Here is a 19,953-nt window from a genome sequence, read left to right on the forward strand (position 1 = left end):
CGTCTGTGTGTCGGCATTCTACAGAGGAACGCCGGGGTGTCAACCCGCAATCTGGATAAAAACTGTTGAGGTTCAATCGGTTAGCGCTTTTTCGCGGGTGTTTGTCACGCTGCAGGTCAGGCGGGGCAAGGCTTTCAGCTCTATTGGCGGCCACTCGTCGATTGAGAAAATAAATTCAAAGGACATTTCCTACCACTTGGAAAGAACATTCATACCACTGGTGCTATATACAGGTGTCAGTGAGATACTGCCGATCCGGTTCGCCACGTTTCCTTTTCTGACATGACTCAGCGAAAAATCATCCACATTGACTGCGACTGTTTCTACGCCGCCATCGAGATGCGCGATGACCCGCGTCTGGCCGGCAAGCCGTTGGCGGTGGGTGGCTCGGCGGACCGGCGCGGGGTGATCGCCACCTGCAACTATGAAGCGCGCGCGTATGGCGTGCGTTCGGCGATGGCGTCGGGGCATGCCTTGAAACTGTGCCCGGACCTGACCATCGTCAAGCCACGCATGGATGCGTATCGCGAGGCTTCGAAAGAGATTCATACGATCTTCGCCGATTACACCGACCTGATTGAGCCGCTTTCGCTGGATGAGGCTTATCTGGATGTATCGGACAGCGCGCATTTCGGTGGCAGCGCCACACGCATCGCCCAAGACATCCGTCGTCGAGTCTCCAATCAATTGCACATCACCGTTTCTGCCGGTGTGGCGCCGAACAAGTTTTTGGCGAAAATTGCCAGTGACTGGAAAAAGCCCAACGGCTTGTTCGTGATTACGCCGGATCAGGTCGAAGACTTTGTCAGCGATTTGCCGGTAAGCAAGCTGCACGGCGTCGGCAAGGTCACCGCCGACAAACTGGGCAGGCTCGGCATCGTCGACTGCCTGCACCTGCGCGAGTGGGACAAGCTCGCGTTGGTGCGCGAATTCGGCAGTTTTGGCGAGCGACTTTGGAGTCTGGCCCGTGGGATCGATGACCGGCTGGTGCACAACGACAGCCGGCGTCAGTCAATCAGTGTGGAAAATACTTACGACGTTGATCTGCCGGATCTACGCAGTTGCCTCGACAAACTGCCGGAGCTGCTGGAAACCCTGAAAAGCCGTATGGCGCGGATCGACAGCAGTTATCGGCCGGGCAAGCCGTTCGTCAAAGTGAAGTTTCATGACTTTACCCAGACGACGCTGGAGCAGGCCGGGGCAGGGCGGGATCTCGGTAGCTATCAGTTGATGCTGACGCAGGCGTTCAATCGCGGCGGGAAGCCGGTGCGGTTGTTGGGGGTGGGGGTCAGGCTTGAGGATTTGCGCGGCGGGTTTGAGCAGATGGAGTTGTTTGAGCGGTAGATTTTTGCGGAATGTAAGGGCCTCATCGCGAGCAGGCTCACCCCTACATTGAAATGCGTTCCAATGTAGGAGCTGCCGCAGGCTGCGATCTTTTAATAGGCCTTAATTCGGTCCTGGATCTGCCACCAGACGCCCGGCATCCTTGGTCAGCGACTTGAGAAACTCGGTCTGCAGCTCAGGATCGTTGCGCGTGAGTTCGATCAGGCTTTGTTCCAGCTCGCTGGCTTCTTCTTCCAGACCCAGTTCCGACAGACGTTTGACCCGGTGTACCCACTGGCTCACTTCGTCGTCTTCCAGGTCGTCGTAAATCAGCCCGTGCGCCTCCAGCAATTTGCCGCGCAGATGACTGCTGATCATCAGTGACGAATCAGAGTGCACGTCATCCTTGCTGTCTTCGACGCTGATCTGCAGCTTGCCGACATGATTGAGGTCATTTTCGGCAAACGGGCTGTCGAGCAGATTCAGACGCAGCACACCGTTACGATCGGTGGTCATGTCGAAGGTCTGCTTGCCAGCCTTGACCTGCACCGGGCGCTCGCTCCACGGCAGGCTCGAATACTCCGTGCGCTTGTCGCGCTGGACTTCATCGATACCCGCCAGGTTCTGCTGCGCGCGACCATTGGACTGCACGTTCATGAACGGATTGAGCCCGGCAAAACCGTAGCTCAGCCAGTCCTTGGTGACGCTGTCCGGCAGATTGCCGAGAGCGAAAACGTTGACCACGTTCGCGCCGACGCCGCCGACCACGGCCACCACGCCCAGCGGGATCTCGTAGACCTCCCGCCAAGGCTGGTAAGGCGTGTAGCGATCGTAGCGACGGGTGACTTCGAACTCGGTGACTTCGAAAGTCTTCTGTTCGTTGATCTTCACGCGTCGCTGCGGCAGCTCAAGCGCCTTAGGCTCGCCGACATCAATCTGCAGGCTATGGTCGAGCAACTTCCGCTCGACCCGCTCTTCGTGCTCGCTGCGTTGTGACATGTGATTGGCACAGCCGCTGACCAGCAGGGCACCGCACAGGGCGGTGCCACCGAGGCCTAAGGTGTTTCGCTTGAACATGACGTCTCTATCTGGTTTCAGCGGCGGATACGGGCCTGCAGGAAGGACAATACGTCGGCCACCGGCAATGCTTGCGCTTCGCCTTCGGTACGGCTCTTGTATTCCAGGTTGCCTTCGGCGAGGCCGCGGTCGCTGACCACGATCCGGTGAGGAATGCCGATCAGCTCCATGTCCGCGAACTTGATGCCCGGGCTGGTTTTCTTGTCGCGATCGTCCAGCAGCACTTCGAAACCGGCGGCCGTCAGTTCGGCGTACAGTTTGTCGGTGGCTTCGCGCACCTGCTCGGTTTCATAACGCAGCGGAACCAGAGCGATCTGGAACGGCGCCAGAGTGTCGCTCCAGATGATGCCGTTTTCGTCGTTGTTCTGCTCAATGGCAGCCGCCACCACGCGGGACACGCCGATGCCGTAGCAGCCCATTTCCAGGGTTACCGGCTTGCCGTTCTCGCCCAGCACTTCGCACTTCATCGCCTTGCTGTACTTGTTGCCCAGCTGGAAGATGTGGCCGACTTCGATACCGCGTTTGATTTCCAGCGTGCCTTTGCCGTCCGGGCTTGGGTCACCGGCGACTACGTTACGCAGGTCGGCCACGGTCGGAACCGGCAGATCGCGCTCCCAGTTCACGCCAAAGTAGTGCTTGTCGTCGATGTTCGCGCCGATACCGAAGTCGCTCATCAGTTCGACCGAGCGGTCGATGATGATTGGCAGCGGCAGGTTCAGCGGGCCGAGCGAACCGGCGCCGGCGCCAATGGCGTCACGCAGTTCGGCATCGGTGGCCATGACCAGCGGGCTGGCAACGCCCGGTTGCTGGGCAGCCTTGATTTCGTTGAGTTCGTGGTCGCCTCGAATCACCAGCGCGATCAGCTTGCCTTCTTCTTCGGCACGCACGATCAGGGTCTTGATGGTCTTCTCAATCGGCAGATTGAATTTTTCCACCAGCGCCGCGATGGTCTTGGTGTCTGGGGTATCGACCAGGCGCAGCTCTTCGGTCGCAGCGGCACGCGAGGTTTCGCGTGGCACCGCTTCGGCTTTTTCGATGTTCGCTGCGTAGTCGGAGCCGTTGCTGAAGACGATGTCGTCTTCGCCGGACTCGGCCAGTACGTGGAATTCGTGCGAGCCGGCGCCACCGATCGAACCGTTGTCGGCTTCCACCGGACGGAATTTCAGGCCCAGACGGCTGAACACGTTGCAGTACGCCTGGTGCATACGGTCATAAGTGACCTGCAGCGACGCCTGATCAGCGTGGAACGAGTACGCGTCCTTCATGATGAATTCACGGCCACGCATCAAACCGAAGCGTGGGCGGATTTCGTCACGGAATTTGGTCTGGATCTGGTACAGGTTGATTGGCAGCTGTTTGTAGCTGCTCAACTCGTTGCGCATCAGATCGGTGATCACTTCTTCGTGGGTCGGGCCCGCGCAGAAGTCGCGACCGTGGCGATCTTTGATGCGCAGCAGCTCAGGGCCGTATTCTTCCCAGCGCCCCGATTCCTGCCACAGCTCGGCCGGTTGGGTGCTCGGCATCAACACTTCCAGAGAGCCGGCGGCGTTCATCTCTTCGCGAACGATGGCTTCAACCTTGCGCATGACTCGCAAGCCCATCGGCAGCCAGGTGTACAGGCCCGAGGCGAGTTTGCGGATCATGCCGGCGCGCAGCATCAGCTGGTGGCTGATCACGACCGCGTCGGAAGGCGTTTCTTTCTGTGTGGCGAGCAAAAATTGACTGGTGCGCATGGTTGGCCGTTGTCGGTTGCTATGACTGGAAATGACTCCGCAGTGTACCGGCGAGTTTTGCCGACGTACAGGCGTGAGGTCAGTGGGGAGGCACGACGGCGAGATTCCTCCCGCCGTTGCCGAAACGTCTTACGATTCTTCTGCGACCGGCGTCGGCACAGGCTCGGGCGTTGGCGTCGGGCCTTCGCGGCGGCTTTCCTGAAACCAGTGCAACGCGATCAGAATCAACGTCGGCACGCCGAGCAGGGCAGTGATCAGGAAGAAGCTGTGGTAACCGAACTTCTCGACCAGAACCCCGGAATAGCCGCCCATCAGGCGCGGCAACAGCAGCATGATCGAGCTGAGCAGGGCGTATTGGGTGGCGGAGAACTTCAGGTTGGTCAGGCTCGACAGGTAGGCAACGAACGCCGACGTCGCCAGACCCGAACTGAAGTTATCGAGGGAAATGGTCACCATCAGCATCTGCAGGTTTGGACCCATGTCGGCGAGCATGACGAACAGCAGGTTGGTGGCGGCCGAGGCCGCGCCGCCGATGAACAGAATCGGCAGAATGCCGAAGCGCACGATCAGCAGACCGCCCATGCCGGCGCCGACCAGCGTCATGATCAGGCCGAAGATCTTGCTGACACTGGCAATCTGATCCTTGGTGAAACCCTGATCGATATAGAACACGTTGGCCATGACGCCCATTACCGTGTCCGACATCCGATAGGTGGCGATCAGGCCGAGCAGCAGCAGTGCCTGCCAGCGGTAGCGCAGAATGAAGTCGTTGACCGGTGTCAGCACCGGTGCGAGGCCGCGACGCCCCATGGTCGACAGACACAGACCGGTGAGCAGCGTATAGAGAATCGCGCGCAGGAAGGCGCGGTCTTCGAGCAGCAGGTCAAGCGGACTCATGTCGCCGAACAGCACACTGGCAAAATCGGTGTTGTAGAGCTGGGTGAACATCGCCGGTACCGAGACCAGCAAGATAATCAGCACAAACACCGACATCAGTTGATGCATGAAGGTATAGCGTCCGGCCTGCAATTGAGTGCGTAGCGGCACTGGCGGCTCGCGCATCAACAGCGTGGTCAGCAGGGCAGGAATCATCAATGCGCCGAACAGCGCGTAAGTGCCGGCCCAGGCCGAGTGCTGATAATTGAAACCTGTGGAGCCGAAGCCCTCAGCGAAAAACAGTGCGCCAGCGGTGGCCAGCAGCGCTGCTACGCGGTACCCGGACATATAACTGGCGGCGAGAGCGGCCTGGCGGTTGTCTTCGGCGATTTCCAGGCGATAGGCATCCACCGCGATATCCTGGGTGGCGGAGGCGAAGGCGACGACGACGGCAATGGCGATCAGCCAGGACAGATGCTTCTGCGGATCGCAGAAACCCATGCCGACCAGGCCGAGAATCACCAAGGCCTGCGAGAGCACCAGCCACGAACGGCGACGGCCGAGTTTGCCCAGCAACGGCAGGCGCCATTGGTCGAGCAGTGGTGACCAGACCCATTTGAACGCATAAGCCAGGCCGATCAGGCTGGCGTAGCCGATGGTTTCACGGGCGACACCGGCTTCACGCAGCCAGACGGAAAGCGTTGAAAATACCAGCATGTACGGCAGGCCGGCGGCGAAACCGAGCAACAACAGCACGAGCGTCGAAGGACTGGCATAAGCGGCTAGCGCGGCGCGCCAGGTTTTACGGGGCATGGGCTGAAGTCTGCCTCAAGATTGCGAAAACAAAGCGCGCACTCTAACCGCTGTGCTCTACCGGACGCCAGCCATGGCGCTGAATATCCACACGATTGTTCAGGACGGTGATGCCTTCCATGCGCAATCTGGCCCGTTGTTCATCACCCGATGGGCTGCCCACCGGCAGGCTGATCCGACCGCCGGCGCCCAGCACTCGGTGCCAGGGCAGTTTGGTATCACCGGGTAGCTGGCTCAAGGTGCGGCCGACCCAGCGGGCGGCGCGCCCCAACCCGGCCAGTTCAGCTAACTGACCATAGCTGACGACTTTGCCTTCGGGCACTTGGGCGAGCGTCGAGTAGAGCGCCGTGCGTCGGATTTGCGCATCGTTTTCAACGCTGTCGAGCGGGTCTGTCACGTACGCGGTTCCTGAGCATGAACAGTTTGATGGCTTTCAGAGTAATCGGTGATCGCGCAATTGAGAAATGAACTCATCGGAAATCGTTCGGTCAGTCCTTGTCAGGGTCTTATTCCTACGGATAATGCCGACCTTTTTCGCAAACTTGAGCCTTCGATTCGCTTATGTTTTCCAGATCCTTGCTGTGCCTTGCTGTTTTCAGCGCGTCCACGCCCCTGCTTGCCGATACCGTCTGGTTGAAGAACGGTGACAAGTTGAGCGGTACCATTACGGTATTCGACGGCGGCAAGCTGTTGATCCAGACCAAATACGCCGGTGCGGTCACCATCGACTGGAAAGAGGTCAAGACGCTGGACAGCGATCAGCACTTGCTGGTCAAACAGGATGCCTACACCGGCGAAGTGTCCAAGTCGCTGACGGCCGCCGAAGATGGCAAGGTCACCCTGGCCAATGGCGAGGCGCCGAAAACCGTCGAGCTGGCGAGCATTCAGCAGATTCTCAAACCGAAACCGGTGGTCGAGGATCTGGTCTGGAAGGGCAATGTCGACTTGGCGCTGGATTATCAGCGCGCCGAGAAGGACACCGATGACTACGATGTCGGCTTCAAGACCACGGCACGTCATGGTCGCTGGCGTCATACCGCCGAAGGCGAGTACAACCGCGAAGTGCAGGACGACGAGACCACCACCAACAACTGGCGCGCCGAATATGCACTCGACCGCTTCCTGACCGATAAATGGTTCTGGCAGGGTCGTCTGAATTACAAGCGCGATCACATCGAAGAGCTGGCGCGTCAGCGCGTGGTTGGTACCGGTCCTGGCTACCAGTTCTGGGATGACGAGTTGGGCGCGTTCTCGCTGGGCTCGCTGCTCAACCGCACGGACTATGAGTACCGCGATGGCAGCAAGGACAACTTCTACTCTGTCGCCATGAAATGGGATTACAACCGTTACCTGATTGGCAAGAAAGTCGAGTTTTTCACCAACGGTGAAGTGGGCAAACCACTGTCCGGAGTTGCTGATTACGCACTGGATGCTGAATTGGGGCTGCGTTACAAGGTCACCGACTGGGCGTCGCTCAACCTCAAGGCTGAGCGCGACATCATCAGTGGCACTAACGATGCCGATCTGAACAAGACCCGTTATACCGCCGGGTTTGGCGTGGCCTGGTAAGGCGCAAGCAAAAGATCGCAGCCTTCGGCAGCTCCTACAGGATTTACATCAATCCTCTGTAGGAGCTGCCGAAGGCTGCGATCTTTTTTTGCGAGCTGAAAAACAGACGCCCACAAAAAAGCCCCGCTTTTAAGGGCGGGGCTCTTTTCTAAAGAAGCTACAAGTTAGATAACTTGTACTTCTTCAGCTTGCATGCCTTTCTGACCGCGGGTAGCGATGAAAGAAACCTGTTGGCCTTCTTTCAGGCTTTTGAAGCCGTCGGATTGGATAGCTTTGAAGTGAACGAACAGGTCGTCACCGGATTGTGGAGTGATGAAGCCGAAGCCTTTTTCATCGTTGAACCACTTAACGGTACCGGTTTGGCGATTAGACATGGTGTAACTCCTTGAACAAAGATAACTGCGACTCAGGAAGAACCCTGGCCGAGACTGAGTGCAAAGAGCAGGAAAAATTCTTGTAGATGGTTGGATCGAAATTCAACATATCGTGTAGAGATTCTCAGTGACACAAGCAACACAGTGACGCCACCTTAACCCAGTTTCCGAGAAGTGCCAATGCTTCTTGCGAAGGTTTCTCTGTTTTCGGGATCGGCGGTGTGACGGTTCGTCGCCAAAGCTCGTATTTCATGGGTGTTCGGCGAGAATTGCACCGCGCACTTTGAACCCGGCGGCGCGCCCGGTAAGATGCCGGACAGAATTTTTCCACCTCGCTATTCAGGACACCCCGCCATGAGCATCAAATCGGACAAGTGGATTCGCCGCATGGCGCAGGAACACGGCATGATCGAACCGTTCGTCGAGCGCCAGATGCGCGGCAGCGATGACAGCCGTGTGATCTCCTACGGTGTATCGAGCTATGGCTACGATGTACGTTGCACCAATCACTTCAAGGTGTTCACCAACATCAACTCGTCCATCGTCGACCCGAAAAACTTCGACCCGGGCAGCTTCGTCGACGTCCATAGCGACGTCTGCATCATTCCGCCGAACTCCTTTGCACTGGCCAGCACCGTCGAATACTTCCGCATTCCGCGCAATGTATTGACCATCTGCCTGGGTAAAAGCACCTACGCGCGCTGCGGCATCATCGTTAACGTCACCCCGCTTGAGCCAGAGTGGGAAGGCCACGTGACGCTGGAATTCTCCAACACCACTAACCTGCCGGCGAAAATCTACGCCAACGAAGGTGTGGCGCAGATGCTCTTCCTTGAATCCGACGAGGAATGCGAAGTGTCCTACAAGGATCGCGGTGGCAAGTACCAGGGCCAGCGTGGCGTGACCTTGCCGCGCACCTGATCGGTCCATCCGACAGATCGCGGGAATTCTTTGGCGGGCAGACACTCTATGGGGTGTACTGCCCGTTTTTGCTTTCGGCAAAACGGGCCTTCGCGAGGAGTGCCCTATGAAGATCGATCCGCAAATCACTGCCGAACTGGCAAGGCTCGAGCCCAATCAGATTGGCGTATTGGCCTGGTCCTTGTTGGCGCATCCGCCACTGAGCATGGCCGGCGGAATTCCCGGACAGCCCGATCCCGATACCCCCAACGAACAACCGACCGAGCCGGGCGAACCGACCCTTCCAGACGAGCCGCCACCGGCACCGGTTGCCTGATCTGCATTGAAAACCAATGGCCAGTCAGATGAGGTCTGTGAAGACGTCAACTGACTGGCCATATTTCGTTGTCACCGATGACGAAAATTCTGCAGCTTTGCTCCTTCTCGACCGGATATCCCCCGGTAAACGCGCCAAAGGCCGGCAGCAGGCTGATGCCTTCGCTGAGTCTGAAACACGCCAGGCGCAAGCTTTGTCGGCCCTTGCCATGTAACCGATAGACCGGATGCACATGACCGGCCAGTACGTGTCGTTCAGGATGCGGGTCCGGTTCATGTTGCAGGGCGAATGGCCCGATCAGCAGCGGTTCGGGCACGACGCGGATATTCAGCGATTCCGGCGGATCGCCCGCCCGTTTGTCGTGATTGCCGCGGATCAGTGTCATCGGCAGATCAACATGACGCGCACGCCATTCGGCCAGTTCGCGCAAAGTCCCCACGGCATGCGAGCCGGGTCCGTGGAGAAAATCGCCAAGGAATATCAGCTGTCGGCAGGGCATTTTCGCCAGCAATCGGTCAATCACTGCAATATTGCTCGCGGTAGTGCCTTGCGGGACCGGTTGACCGAGGCTGCGGTAGGCGGCGGCTTTACCGAAATGCACATCGGCAATCAGCAAGGCCTGTTGCGCCGGCCAGTACAGGGCCTTTTCCGGCAGCAACCAGAGGTCTTCACCCGCAAGTCGCACAGGGTAGGGCGCGTTCATCGGTGTTTGCCCTTATCGGCGGATTTTTCCAGGTCTCCAACCATCCGTCTGATGCGGTCGGCGAGTTTCTCTGAACTCATGCTTTCGCGCATGCGCTCCACCAGCAGTGGAAACCCCAGGGGTGTAGGACGCTTTATCTGATGCACGTCGAGTTTCATCCGGTTGATGTGCTCCAGTGTCTGTTCCAGACGTTGAATATCCAATTCCTCTCGTAGGACTTCTTCCCCGGCCTGTGCGAGCAACAGGTTGTCGGCGTCGTATTGTTTGAACACTTCGAAGAACAAACCGCTGGACGCCTGTACCTGCCGGGTGCTTTTCGGCGCACCGGGGTAACCGGCGAAGACCAGCCCGGCAATCCGGGCGATTTCACGGAAGCGTCGCAACGCCAATTCGCCGGCGTTGAGGCTGGCCAGTACATCCTTTAACAGGTGATCGGCGTTGAACAGTTGTGTATTCAAATGCTCGGCCCAATCGATGGGCGTGGCGCTGAGCAATTCCAGGCCGTAATCGTTCACCGCGATCGAGAACGTCACGGGCTGGCGCTGGCTGACACGCCAGGCCAGCAGGCTCGCCAGCCCCAGATGCACCTGGCGCCCGGCAAACGGGTAGAGAAAAAGGTGCCAGCCTTCGCGGGATTTCAGCACTTCGGCCAACAGATTTTCGGCGGTGGGCAAGCCAGACCAGTGCATCTGCGTTTCCAGTAACGGTCGCAACGCCTGCATTTCCGGGCCGACAAACTCACCCTGCGCGGCGGCACTGAAGCGCCTGACCACGGCTTCGGCCAACTCGTTGGAAAGTGGCATCCGCCCGCCATTCCAGCGCGGCACCGCGGCTTTCTTCGCCGTGCTGCGTTTGACGTAAGCGGTCATGTTTTCCACCCGCACCAACTCCAGTAAACGTCCGGCGAAGAGAAAACCGTCACCCGGTTTAAGCCGCGCGATAAAGCCTTCCTCGACACTGCCCAACTGTTTGCCACCGCCGCCCTTGCTCCAGAATTTCAGATGGATGCTCGCGTCACTGACGATGGTGCCGATGCTCATGCGATGGCGCCGCGCCAATCGCGCATCCGGTACGCGCCAGACGCCGTGCTCGTCCGGCTCGACCCGGCGGTAATCCGGATAGGCTGTCAGAGACATCCCGCCATGGCGTACGAAAGCTAGCGCCCAGCTCCAGTCAGCGGGTGTCAGGTCGCGATAGGCCCAGGCGCCGCGGACTTCTTCGTACAACTCTTCAGGAATAAACCCACCGCCGAGGGCCATGCTGACCAAGTGTTGCACCAGCACATCCAGCGGTTTGTGCGGTGACAGGCGTGGTTCGATGCGCCGTTGTTCGACGGCATCGCGGGCGGCGGCGGCTTCGATCAACTCAAGGCTGTGCGTCGGCACCAGCGTCACCCGCGACGTGCGCCCTGGTGCATGGCCCGAGCGTCCGGCCCGTTGCATCAGGCGCGCGACACCTTTGGCCGAGCCGATTTGCAGTACGCGCTCGACGGGCAGGAAATCCACGCCCAGGTCCAGGCTTGAAGTGCAGACTACGGCTTTCAAATGCCCGTTCTTCAAGGCCTGTTCGACCCTGTCGCGAGTCTCGCGAGACAGGGAGCTGTGATGCAACGCGATCAGCCCGGCCCAGTCCGGCCGTGCCTCCAGCAGCGCCTGATACCAGATTTCCGATTGCGCCCGCGTATTGGTGAAGACCAAGGTGCTGGCGCAAGCATCCAGTTCGGCAACGACCTGCGGCAACATCTTCAGACCAATATGCCCGGCCCAGGGAAAACGCTCGATGGCCGGTGGGAGGAGGGTGTCGACCTTCAGCGTTTTTTCGCGTTGCCCCTGAATGCTGATGCCGCCGCCCTGTGGGATCAGCACCTGCTCGGCGTGGGATTGATTACCCAGGGTGGCCGAGACGCCCCAGACGATCAGCTCAGGCTGCCAATGCCGCAGGCGGGCGAGGGCCAGTTGCAGTTGTACGCCGCGCTTGTTGCCGAGCAGTTCGTGCCATTCATCGACGACGATCATGCGCAGAGTCGACAGCGCCACCTGTGCATCAGCGCGGGCGAGCAGCAGGGTCAGGCTTTCCGGGGTGGTGATCAGCGTGGTCGGCAGGCGTCGGCTCTGGCGGGCGCGCTCGCTGCTGCTGGTGTCGCCGGTGCGCAGGCCGATGTTCCACGGGATCTGCAGGTCATCGACCGGTGTTTGCAAAGCGCGCGCGGTGTCGGCGGCGAGGGCGCGCATGGGGGTGATCCACAGCACGGTCAGCGGTTCGGCCGGTGATTTGCGTTTGCGCGGTGTTTCGACGGCAGGCTGCGAGCGCGCGAAGCGATTGAGCGCGGCAAACCACACGGCATAGGTTTTACCGGCACCGGTGCTGGCGTGGAGCAGGCCGGATTCGCCTTTTTTGACCGCCGCCCATACATCTTTCTGAAAGGCGAACGGCTTCCAGCCGCGGGCGCTGAACCAGATTTTTGCCAGGTCGGAGGATTTCGCCATGCGGGCTGCGCGCGCTCTGGAGGGGTTCTTCCAGTGACCACATCAGTTGGCGAAAGGTTTAATCAGGGTGACCGTGTAGGAGTTGCCGAAGGCTGCGATCTTTTGATCTTGATCTTGATCTCTACAAAACAAGATCAAAAGATCGCAGCCTTCGGCAGCTCCTACAGGGGAACGTGGGCTACTTGAGGTTTCCGCTGAGGAATTGCTTCAGGCGTTCGCTTTTCGGGTTGCCGAGGACTTCCTCGGGGGCGCCTTCTTCTTCCACCAGACCTTGATGCAGAAACAACACCTGGCTGGAAACCTTACGAGCGAAGCTCATCTCATGGGTCACCATGATCATGGTCCGGCCTTCTTCCGCCAGCCCTTGAATCACCTTCAACACTTCACCGACCAATTCCGGATCGAGCGCCGAGGTCGGTTCATCGAACAACATCACCTCAGGCTCCATCGCCAGCGCCCGGGCAATCGCTACGCGCTGTTGCTGGCCGCCGGAGAGAAACGCCGGGTATTGATCGGCCACTCGCGCCGGCAAACCAACCTTGTCCAGATAACGCCGCGCACGATCGTCGGCTTCCTGTTTGCTGCAACCCAACACCCGGCGCGGGGCCATGGTGATGTTTTCCAGCACGGTCATATGGCTTGAATGCTGGAACACCATCGCCAGCCGCGTGCGCAAACGTTGCAGTTCATCGGCATCGGCGACGTGCATGCCGTGGCGGTCGGTGACCATGCGGATCGCTTGGCCATCGAGGCTCATGGCGCCGTCGTTGGGTTGTTCGAGAAAGTTGATGCAGCGCAAAAAGGTGCTTTTGCCCGAACCGCTGGCACCGATCAGGCTGATCACGTCGCCGGTCTTGGCCTTGAGCGAAACGCCTTTGAGCACCTGATGGTCGCCATAGCTTTTGTGCAGGCCTTCAACGGTCAGTTTGTACATGGGACAGACATCCTCAAGGCGAAAGTAGGTAGCCGCTGCGATAGGCTTCAGCGCCCGCGACGTGGGCGATGACCATGCCGGCAGTGGCCATGCGTCGCAGCGAACGGGCGTACATCACGCCGGCGCTGGTGCAATGAATGGGGGTGACCCGGTCGTGGATAGGGTCGATGATTTCGGCGATCTGCTGCCCGGCTTCGAGGTATTGCCCCGTCTTGGCGGTATACACCAGCAGGCCGCCGACCGGGGTGGTCACCGGTTCCACACCGGCCAGCGGCGTGGCGGGGAACGGCAGCGGTGGTTGCGGTTTGGTCTCGCCGACGATCGCATCGGACTGGATCAGATAATCGATCAGTGCCTGGCAGTCGCGACTGGCGAGCGGATGGGTAACGTCACCCTGGCCGCGCAACTCGACGGTCACGGAGAAACTGCCCAGCGGAATCTCGAAGTGTTCGCCGAAGCGCTCTTTCAATTGCCACCACAGCAGCGTGAAGCATTCGTCGAACGACTGACCGCCGGAGTCAGTGGCCAGCAGGCTCGCCTGGGCTTCGATATAGCGCGCCAGCGGTTCGACCTGCGGCCACGCTTCGGGCGTGGTGTAGAGGTGAACCACCGATTCGAAGTCGCAGTGCAAGTCGAGCACCATATCCGCATCACAGGCCAGCCGTTGCAGGATCAGGCGCTGGGATTGCAGTTGCGTGCTGGCAGTCTGGCGGGCGAGGGCATTGCGCAGATGGCTGCGGATCAGTTCAAGGTTGTGCTGTGCATCGTCATTCAGCCTGCCCTCGATGGCGTTGCCGATTTCCTCGCTGAGGTCGACGAACCAGCGGTTGAAGTTCTGCCCGCTCTCCAGTTCGTAACGGCCCAGCGGCACGTCCATCAGCACTTGTTCGAGGCCGACCGGGTTGGCCACCGGCACCAACACGATTTGGCTGCGCAGGCGGCCTGCGGCCTCCAGCTCGGCCAGACGCTGTTTGAGATGCCAGGCGACGAGCATGCCCGGCAATTCGTCGGCATGCAGCGAAGACTGAATGTAAACCTTGCCCTTGGCCTGTTCCGGGCCGAAGTGGAAGCTGTGGATCTGTCGTGCGGTCCCCGGCAGCGGGGCCAGCAAGTCATGAATCAGGTGGCGCATTGCAAAGGTGTCCTAGTGAGTCGGCCCGAGGAAAGCCAGCCATCGGCGTTCAGCAAGGCGGAACAAGCCGACCAGCGCAAAGGTAATGGTCAGGTAGATCAGCGCGGCGATGCCGAACGACTGAAAAGTCAGGAAGGTCGCCGAGTTGGCGTCCCGGGCGACTTTCAGGATGTCGGGGATGGTCGCGGTGAAGGCCACGGTGGTCGAGTGCAGCATCAGGATCACTTCGTTGCTGTAATACGGCAACGAACGGCGCAGCGCCGACGGCATGATCACGTAGGCATACAGCTTCCAGCCGGTCAGCCCGTAAGCCTTGGCCGCTTCGACTTCGCCATGGTTCATGCTGCGAATCGCCCCGGCGAAAATCTCCGTGGTGTAGGCGCAGGTATTCAGGGCGAAGGCGAGGATCGTGCAGTTCATCGCATCGCGAAAGAAACTGTCGAGCAACGGCTGCGCACGCACGGCGGCCAGGCTGTAGATCCCGGTGTAGCAGATCAGCAACTGGATATACAACGGCGTGCCACGGAACAGGTAGGTGTAAAACTGCACCGGCCAGCGAATGTAGAAGTGCGGCGAAACCCGTGCAATCGACAGCGGAATCGACACCAGGAAACCGAAGAAGATCGAAGCGCTGAGCAGCCACATCGTCATCGCCAGCCCGGTAATGTTCTGGCCATCGGTATAAAGGAAGGCTCGCCAATATTCCTGCAAAAGTTCGATCATCGTACGGCCTCCCGGGCACCGGCGGCGTAGCGACGTTCGAGCCAGCGCAGGATGAAATTCGAGGCACTGGTGATCAGCAGATAGATCAATGCGGCGAGAACCAGGAAGTAGAACAGTTGATAAGTGCTTTTACCGGCGTCCTGCGCGGCTTTGACCAGATCGGCCAGACCAATGATCGACACCAGCGCGGTGGCCTTGAGCATCACCATCCAGTTGTTGCCGATACCCGGCAGGGCGAAGCGCATCATTTGCGGAAACACCACGAAGCGAAAGCGCTGGCCGCGTTTGAGGCCATACGCTGTGGCCGCTTCAACCTGTCCGCGCGGCACGGCGAGGATCGCGCCACGGAAGGTTTCGGTGAAATACGCACCATAAATGAAACCCAGGGTCAGCACCCCGGCGCTGAACGGGTCGATTTCGATGTATTCCCATTCCAGATAATCGGTCAGAGACGTCAGCCAGGTCTGCAGGCTGTAGAAGATCAGCAGCATCAGCACCAGATCCGGCACCCCGCGAATCAGCGTGGTGTAGAGCTGCGCGGGCAGGCGCACCAGTTTGACTTTTGACAGTTTGGCACTGGCGCCAAGCAGGCCGAGCAACACGGCCACCAACAGCGACAACGCCGATAATTTGATGGTCATCCAGGTGCCTTCCAACAGCAACGGGCCAAAACCCTTGAGGCTGAAGGCGGAGAGCCCCAGATTTTGTAAGAGGTTTTCGAACATAAATCAGCAACCTGAGCGGATGGAAAAGGCGCCCATCGAGGATGGGCGCCGGGGCATTATTTGCCGCTGTACAGATTCAGATCGCCAAAGTGTTTCTTTTGAATCTCGGCGTATTTGCCGTCATCGTGTAACGCTTTGATACCTTTATCTAAAAGCGCTTTCAGCTCAGTGTTACCTTTCTTAATACCGACAGCGGTTTTGGCTGGCAGCAATTCGCTGTCGACTGGCTTGCTGACGTCATAGTCGGCGCCCTGTGGCGACTTCAAAAAGCCCAGTTCGGCTTGCAGCATGTCCTGGATACCGGCGTCGAGACGGCCAGAGGTCAGGTCGGAATACACCTGATCCTGGTTCTGATAGGCCTGGGTTTTCACGCCGGCCTTGTCCAGCACGGCTTTGGCGTAGGCTTCTTGAATGGTGCCCTGCTCGTAGCCGACGGTTTTGCCCTTGAGGGATGCGACGTCTGCGGTGATACCGGAGCCTTTTTTGAACACATAAGCGGTCGGGCCGGAGAACAGCTCGCTGGAGAAGTCGATGACTTTTTCGCGGGCCGGGGTCACGGTCATCGACGAGATCACACCGTCGAATTTGTTGGCTTTGAGGCCCGGAATCATGCCGTCGAAGTCACTTTCGACCCACTTGCACTTGACCTTCAGTTCGGCGCAGATCGCGTTGCCCAGATCGATGTCGAAGCCCACCAGGCTGCCGTCGGCCGCTTTCGACTCGAACGGTGCGTACGAAGGGTCAACGCCAAAGCGCAACTCTTTGTATTCCTTGGCCAGCGCGGAGCCAGCGGCCATGCACAACGCCAGTGCAGAAAGGGTCAGCAATGCTTTTTTCATTATTCAATCCCTAAGAACCAATATGAGCGCTTGTGGCGCAGAATTATTGTTACTGGAACGCGTACGACCTATAGAAAGTAGCAATTTCCGAACCAGAGTCCCGAACAAGTGTTTTAAAAGGTTGGGCGCGGAGGGATGAGGGCGTTTGAATGCCCGGAAATGGGCATTGCAGAAAGCATGCACTGTTTTGTGGCTGATCGTTCCCATGCGCAGCAAAGGAATGCCTCAACGGACGCTCCGCGTTTGGCTTTTGGGGGGACGCGGAGCGTCCCAGGCTGCATTCCCACGCGGAGCGTGGGAACGATCAATGTCCGGGAGATTGGGCTCAGGCCAACAGATCTTGCAAGGTCGCGAGGCTATCCGCTTCTTCCACGGTTTTATCCTGCCGCCAGCGCAACATCCTCGGGAAACGCACCGCGATGCCGCTCTTGTGCCGCCGCGACAGGGCGATGCCTTCGAAGCCCAGCTCAAACACCAGACTCGGTTTCACGCTACTCACCGGCCCAAATTTCTCCACCGTGGTCTTGCGCACAATGCTGTCGACCTGGCGCATTTCTTCATCGGTCAGCCCCGAATAGGCTTTGGCAAACGGCACCAGCGCGCGTTGGCTGGACTCGGGTGGGCCGTCCCACACGGCAAAGGTGTAATCGCTGTACAAACTGGCGCGCCGACCATGACCGCGCTGGGCGTAAATCAACACGGCATCGACACTGAACGGATCAACCTTCCATTTCCACCACACGCCCATGTCCTTGGTGCGGCCGACGCCGTACAGCGAATCCCGCGCCTTGAGCATCATGCCCTCGACACCCAAGCGCCGCGATGACTCGCGCTGGCGGGCGAGGTCGAACCAGTCGCTGCCGGTCAGCACCGGTGAGGGCAGTAATACCGGGCTGTTACAGCGGGCGATGACGTCTTCCAGTTGCGCGCGACGTTTGGCCTGCGGCTGGTTGCGCCAGTCTTCGTCCTGCCATTCAAGCAAGTCGTAAGCGAGCACCACCACCGGCACGTCTTCGAGGATTTTCTTGTCGAGGGTTTTGCGGCCGATGCGTTGTTGCAGCAAGGCGAAGGGTTGCACCGCCGCAGGTTCGGTCGATTGCGGATCGAAAGCATCTTCAGTACGCGGATGCGTGCTTTTCCACACGACGATTTCGCCGTCGATCACCGTGCCGTCGGGCAAGCCGTGTACCAGCACTTCCAATTCGGGAAAGCGCTCGGTCACCAGTTCCTCGCCCCGCGACCAGATCCACAGCCGGCCTTCACGCTTGACCACTTGTGCACGGATGCCATCCCATTTCCATTCAATTTGCCAGTCGCTGGCCGGGCCGATCAGCGCTTCGAATTCTTCCACCGGTTGCGACAAGGCGTGGGCGAGGAAAAACGGGTAGGGCTGGCCGCCGCGCTGGGCATGCTCATCGCTGGATTCCGGGGCGATCAGTTTCAGGTAGCTGGCGGCGCTCGGCCGATTGGACAGGTCGGTGTAGCCGACCAGACGCTGCGCCACGCGTTTGCTGTCCAGCCCGGCCATCGACGCCAAGGCGCGGGTAACCAGCAGTTTCGAGACGCCGACGCGGAAACTGCCGGTGATCAATTTGATGCACAGCATCAGGCTCGATCGATCCAGTTGCGCCCACAGGGCGGGCAGTTGTCGGCTGAGGTATTCCGGAGTTTCACCGCGCAGCGGCAGGAGTTTGTCTTCGATCCATTCGGCGAGGCCGGCTTCGGAGCTGTGCAGGTTTTCCGCGAGTACCAGAGAAATGGTTTCCGCCAGGTCGCCGACCGCTTGATAGCTTTCCTCGAATAGCCACGGCTCGAGGCCGGAGACTGAGACGGCGAGTTCGCGCAGGATTCGGACCGGCACCAGTTGCCGGGGCCGCCCCCCGGAGAGGAAGTACACCGCCCACGCGGCGTCATGCGGTTCGGCCTGGGCGAAGTAAGTCTGCATTGCCGCCAGTTTGGCGTTGCTTGACGTGGTCGCGTCGAGTTCGGCGTACAACTCGGCGAATGCTCTCATGCTGGCATCTCGGCGATGGTCGGTTCGGTGGCGAGGTTTTCTTCTTCGTCATCGCCGTATTCGGTATTGAAACCCTGGGCATCCAGACCCTGTTCGCGCAGATGCCGCACGAGCACGCCGATCGAGCCGTGGGTGACCATCACCCGCTCTGCGCCGGTTTGCTCAATGGCCCAGAGCAGGCCGGGCCAGTCAGCGTGATCGGAAAGCACGAAACCACGATCGACGCCGCGCCGCCGCCGGGTGCCGCGCAAACGCATCCAGCCGCTGGCGAACGCGTCGCTGAACTCGCCGAAGCGACGCATCCAGGTGCTGCCTCCGGCCGAGGGCGGAGCGATGACCAGGGCCTGGCGCATGATCGGATCGCTTTTTTTCAAGTCGCCGGCGTAGATCGTCGGCGGCAGGTACACACCAGCCTCGCGGTAGACCCGATTCAGCGGTTCGACCGCACCGTGGCTGAGGATCGGGCCGAGGGATTCATCGATGCCGTGGAGAATCCGCTGGGCCTTGCCGAACGAGTAACAGAACAACACGCTGGCCTTGCCGGCGGCAATATTCGCCGCCCACCACTGATTGATCTCGCTGAACACCTGCGCCTGTGGTTGCCAGCGGTAGATCGGCAGGCCGAAGGTCGATTCGGTGATAAAGGTGTGGCAGCGCACCGGTTCGAACGGGGCGCAGGTGCCGTCCGGTTCGATCTTGTAATCGCCGGACGCGACCCAGACTTCGCCGCCGTATTCCAGACGCACTTGGGCCGAACCGAGCACGTGGCCGGCCGGATGAAAGCTCAAGGTGACACCGTGGTGCGTCAGGCGCTGGCCGTAGGCGAGGGTTTGCAGGTTGATGTCTTGCCCCAGACGCGCGCGCAAAATCCCTTCGCTGGCGCTGCTGGCGAGGTAATGCTGGTTGCCGGTACGGGCGTGATCGCCGTGGGCATGGGTAATGACCGAGCGCTCGACGGGGCGCCACGGATCTATGTAGAAATCTCCCGCAGGGCAATAAAGACCTTCGGGGCGGGCGATAACAAGGTCCATGTCGTTACCAGAAATGGGGGGCTTGTTAGCTATGAGGCTGGCGCGTGTCCGGAAGTTCTATCGACTTTGAAGAGCAACCCTCACCCCGGCCCTCTCCCAGAGGGAGAGGGGGCCGACCGAGGTGTCTGGCGATTGACATCGACCTGAAAAAACCGAGTCGAGCACAGATTCTGGACCAGATCAAAAGCCCCTCACCCCAGCCCTCTCCCGGAGGGAGAGGGGGTTGACCGAGGTGTCTGGCCAGCTACATCGACCTGTAAGACCGAGTCGATTACGGATTCGGCAAGGCACGAACCGAGTTGATTCTGGATTCGGCAGTGCCCTTTCAGGTCGGCGTATGACTCAAGCATCCCCCAATCAGTCC

General features: G+C 59.5%; 19 protein-coding genes. 5 read left to right on the plus strand and 14 right to left on the minus strand.

What is annotated here, in order from left to right:
- Positions 1-286: hypothetical protein (locus PMI23_RS30005; RefSeq protein ID WP_042704940.1), on the plus strand; the 286-nt coding region annotated here is incomplete at its 5' end.
- Complete coding sequence (gene dinB / locus PMI23_RS11240) at positions 283-1,344, plus strand: DNA polymerase IV (protein WP_007918635.1); 1,062 nt, start codon at positions 283-285, stop codon at positions 1,342-1,344. The genes PMI23_RS30005 and dinB, both read left to right, overlap by 4 nt.
- Positions 1,345-1,446: 102 nt before the next feature.
- On the opposite strand, the gene PMI23_RS11245 is transcribed toward dinB, so the two are convergent.
- From PMI23_RS11245 to PMI23_RS11260, 4 genes are all read right to left on the minus strand, one after another.
- Positions 1,447-2,400: a hypothetical protein gene (locus PMI23_RS11245; RefSeq protein WP_007918633.1), complete on the minus strand. Its 954-nt coding sequence runs from the start codon at positions 2,398-2,400 to the stop codon at positions 1,447-1,449.
- Between the two features lie 17 nt (positions 2,401-2,417).
- Positions 2,418-4,133, minus strand: a complete 1,716-nt coding sequence (locus PMI23_RS11250) for a proline--tRNA ligase (protein ID WP_007918631.1) — start codon at positions 4,131-4,133, stop codon at positions 2,418-2,420.
- A gap of 129 nt (positions 4,134-4,262) precedes the next feature.
- On the minus strand, positions 4,263-5,822 hold the full coding sequence (locus tag PMI23_RS11255; protein ID WP_007918629.1) for an AmpG family muropeptide MFS transporter: 1,560 nt from the start codon (positions 5,820-5,822) through the stop codon (positions 4,263-4,265).
- 43 nt (positions 5,823-5,865) lie between these two features.
- Positions 5,866-6,219 (minus strand): MGMT family protein, encoded by a 354-nt coding sequence (locus PMI23_RS11260; protein ID WP_007918619.1) that lies wholly within the window; start codon positions 6,217-6,219, stop codon positions 5,866-5,868.
- 164 nt (positions 6,220-6,383) lie between these two features.
- On the opposite strand from PMI23_RS11260, the gene PMI23_RS11265 reads away from it, so the two are divergent.
- The gene (locus PMI23_RS11265) at positions 6,384-7,391 is read left to right on the plus strand and encodes a DUF481 domain-containing protein (RefSeq protein ID WP_007918617.1); all 1,008 of its coding nucleotides are present in this window, start codon (positions 6,384-6,386) and stop codon (positions 7,389-7,391) included.
- Between the two features lie 164 nt (positions 7,392-7,555).
- On the opposite strand, the gene PMI23_RS11270 is transcribed toward PMI23_RS11265, so the two are convergent.
- Complete coding sequence (locus PMI23_RS11270; RefSeq protein WP_002554837.1) at positions 7,556-7,765, minus strand: cold-shock protein; 210 nt, start codon at positions 7,763-7,765, stop codon at positions 7,556-7,558.
- 354 nt (positions 7,766-8,119) lie between these two features.
- Between PMI23_RS11270 and dcd the strand changes: the two genes are divergently transcribed.
- Together dcd and PMI23_RS11280 are read left to right on the plus strand one after the other, a co-directional pair.
- A complete protein-coding gene (gene dcd, locus PMI23_RS11275) occupies positions 8,120-8,686 on the plus strand; it encodes a dCTP deaminase (RefSeq protein ID WP_007918616.1) in 567 nt (188 codons plus the stop codon).
- Positions 8,687-8,792: 106 nt separating this feature from the next.
- A complete protein-coding gene (locus PMI23_RS11280; RefSeq protein ID WP_007918615.1) occupies positions 8,793-9,002 on the plus strand; it encodes a hypothetical protein in 210 nt (69 codons plus the stop codon).
- Between the two features lie 46 nt (positions 9,003-9,048).
- On the opposite strand, the gene pdeM is transcribed toward PMI23_RS11280, so the two are convergent.
- From pdeM to PMI23_RS11325, 9 genes are all read right to left on the minus strand, one after another.
- Positions 9,049-9,705 carry a ligase-associated DNA damage response endonuclease PdeM gene (pdeM, locus tag PMI23_RS11285; RefSeq protein WP_007918614.1) on the minus strand — a complete coding sequence of 219 codons (657 nt, stop codon included), beginning with the start codon at positions 9,703-9,705 and terminating at the stop codon, positions 9,049-9,051.
- Positions 9,702-12,191: a ligase-associated DNA damage response DEXH box helicase gene (locus PMI23_RS11290; RefSeq protein WP_007918613.1), complete on the minus strand. Its 2,490-nt coding sequence runs from the start codon at positions 12,189-12,191 to the stop codon at positions 9,702-9,704. Before PMI23_RS11290 ends, pdeM begins: the two co-directional genes overlap by 4 nt.
- A 178-nt stretch (positions 12,192-12,369) precedes the next feature.
- Entirely contained in the window at positions 12,370-13,125 is a 756-nt protein-coding gene (locus tag PMI23_RS11295) for an ABC transporter ATP-binding protein (RefSeq protein WP_007949823.1), read from the minus strand.
- A gap of 13 nt (positions 13,126-13,138) precedes the next feature.
- On the minus strand, positions 13,139-14,257 hold the full coding sequence (locus PMI23_RS11300; RefSeq protein WP_007918611.1) for a succinylglutamate desuccinylase/aspartoacylase family protein: 1,119 nt from the start codon (positions 14,255-14,257) through the stop codon (positions 13,139-13,141).
- Positions 14,258-14,269: 12 nt separating this feature from the next.
- Positions 14,270-14,980: an ABC transporter permease gene (locus PMI23_RS11305; protein ID WP_007918610.1), complete on the minus strand. Its 711-nt coding sequence runs from the start codon at positions 14,978-14,980 to the stop codon at positions 14,270-14,272.
- The gene (locus tag PMI23_RS11310; protein WP_007918609.1) at positions 14,977-15,705 is read right to left on the minus strand and encodes an ABC transporter permease; all 729 of its coding nucleotides are present in this window, start codon (positions 15,703-15,705) and stop codon (positions 14,977-14,979) included. Before PMI23_RS11310 ends, PMI23_RS11305 begins: the two co-directional genes overlap by 4 nt.
- Before the next feature lie 56 nt (positions 15,706-15,761).
- Positions 15,762-16,544, minus strand: a complete 783-nt coding sequence (locus PMI23_RS11315) for a transporter substrate-binding domain-containing protein (RefSeq protein ID WP_007918608.1) — start codon at positions 16,542-16,544, stop codon at positions 15,762-15,764.
- Between the two features lie 325 nt (positions 16,545-16,869).
- A complete protein-coding gene (locus tag PMI23_RS11320; protein ID WP_007918607.1) occupies positions 16,870-18,558 on the minus strand; it encodes an ATP-dependent DNA ligase in 1,689 nt (562 codons plus the stop codon).
- Positions 18,555-19,589: a ligase-associated DNA damage response exonuclease gene (locus tag PMI23_RS11325; RefSeq protein WP_007918606.1), complete on the minus strand. Its 1,035-nt coding sequence runs from the start codon at positions 19,587-19,589 to the stop codon at positions 18,555-18,557. Before PMI23_RS11325 ends, PMI23_RS11320 begins: the two co-directional genes overlap by 4 nt.
- Between the last annotated feature and the right edge of the window lie 364 nt (positions 19,590-19,953).

Origin of the sequence: Pseudomonas sp. GM24 (assembly GCF_000282235.1) — a bacterium.
Taxonomy (GTDB): Bacteria; Pseudomonadota; Gammaproteobacteria; order Pseudomonadales; family Pseudomonadaceae; genus Aquipseudomonas.

Excerpts from the sequence above, each read along its gene's own strand:
- dinB (WP_007918635.1), top strand. The coding sequence starts at position 283 with ATGACTCAGCGAAAAATCATCCACATTGACTGCGACTGTTTCTACGCC.
- PMI23_RS11245 (WP_007918633.1), bottom strand. The coding sequence starts at position 2,400 with ATGTTCAAGCGAAACACCTTAGGCCTCGGTGGCACCGCCCTGTGCGGT.
- PMI23_RS11250 (WP_007918631.1), bottom strand. The coding sequence starts at position 4,133 with ATGCGCACCAGTCAATTTTTGCTCGCCACACAGAAAGAAACGCCTTCC.
- PMI23_RS11255 (WP_007918629.1), bottom strand. The coding sequence starts at position 5,822 with ATGCCCCGTAAAACCTGGCGCGCCGCGCTAGCCGCTTATGCCAGTCCT.
- PMI23_RS11265 (WP_007918617.1), top strand. The coding sequence starts at position 6,384 with ATGTTTTCCAGATCCTTGCTGTGCCTTGCTGTTTTCAGCGCGTCCACG.
- PMI23_RS11270 (WP_002554837.1), bottom strand. The coding sequence starts at position 7,765 with ATGTCTAATCGCCAAACCGGTACCGTTAAGTGGTTCAACGATGAAAAA.
- dcd (WP_007918616.1), top strand. The coding sequence starts at position 8,120 with ATGAGCATCAAATCGGACAAGTGGATTCGCCGCATGGCGCAGGAACAC.
- PMI23_RS11280 (WP_007918615.1), top strand. The coding sequence starts at position 8,793 with ATGAAGATCGATCCGCAAATCACTGCCGAACTGGCAAGGCTCGAGCCC.
- pdeM (WP_007918614.1), bottom strand. The coding sequence starts at position 9,705 with ATGAACGCGCCCTACCCTGTGCGACTTGCGGGTGAAGACCTCTGGTTG.
- PMI23_RS11290 (WP_007918613.1), bottom strand. The coding sequence starts at position 12,191 with ATGGCGAAATCCTCCGACCTGGCAAAAATCTGGTTCAGCGCCCGCGGC.
- PMI23_RS11295 (WP_007949823.1), bottom strand. The coding sequence starts at position 13,125 with ATGTACAAACTGACCGTTGAAGGCCTGCACAAAAGCTATGGCGACCAT.
- PMI23_RS11300 (WP_007918611.1), bottom strand. The coding sequence starts at position 14,257 with ATGCGCCACCTGATTCATGACTTGCTGGCCCCGCTGCCGGGGACCGCA.
- PMI23_RS11305 (WP_007918610.1), bottom strand. The coding sequence starts at position 14,980 with ATGATCGAACTTTTGCAGGAATATTGGCGAGCCTTCCTTTATACCGAT.
- PMI23_RS11310 (WP_007918609.1), bottom strand. The coding sequence starts at position 15,705 with ATGTTCGAAAACCTCTTACAAAATCTGGGGCTCTCCGCCTTCAGCCTC.
- PMI23_RS11315 (WP_007918608.1), bottom strand. The coding sequence starts at position 16,544 with ATGAAAAAAGCATTGCTGACCCTTTCTGCACTGGCGTTGTGCATGGCC.
- PMI23_RS11320 (WP_007918607.1), bottom strand. The coding sequence starts at position 18,558 with ATGAGAGCATTCGCCGAGTTGTACGCCGAACTCGACGCGACCACGTCA.
- PMI23_RS11325 (WP_007918606.1), bottom strand. The coding sequence starts at position 19,589 with ATGGACCTTGTTATCGCCCGCCCCGAAGGTCTTTATTGCCCTGCGGGA.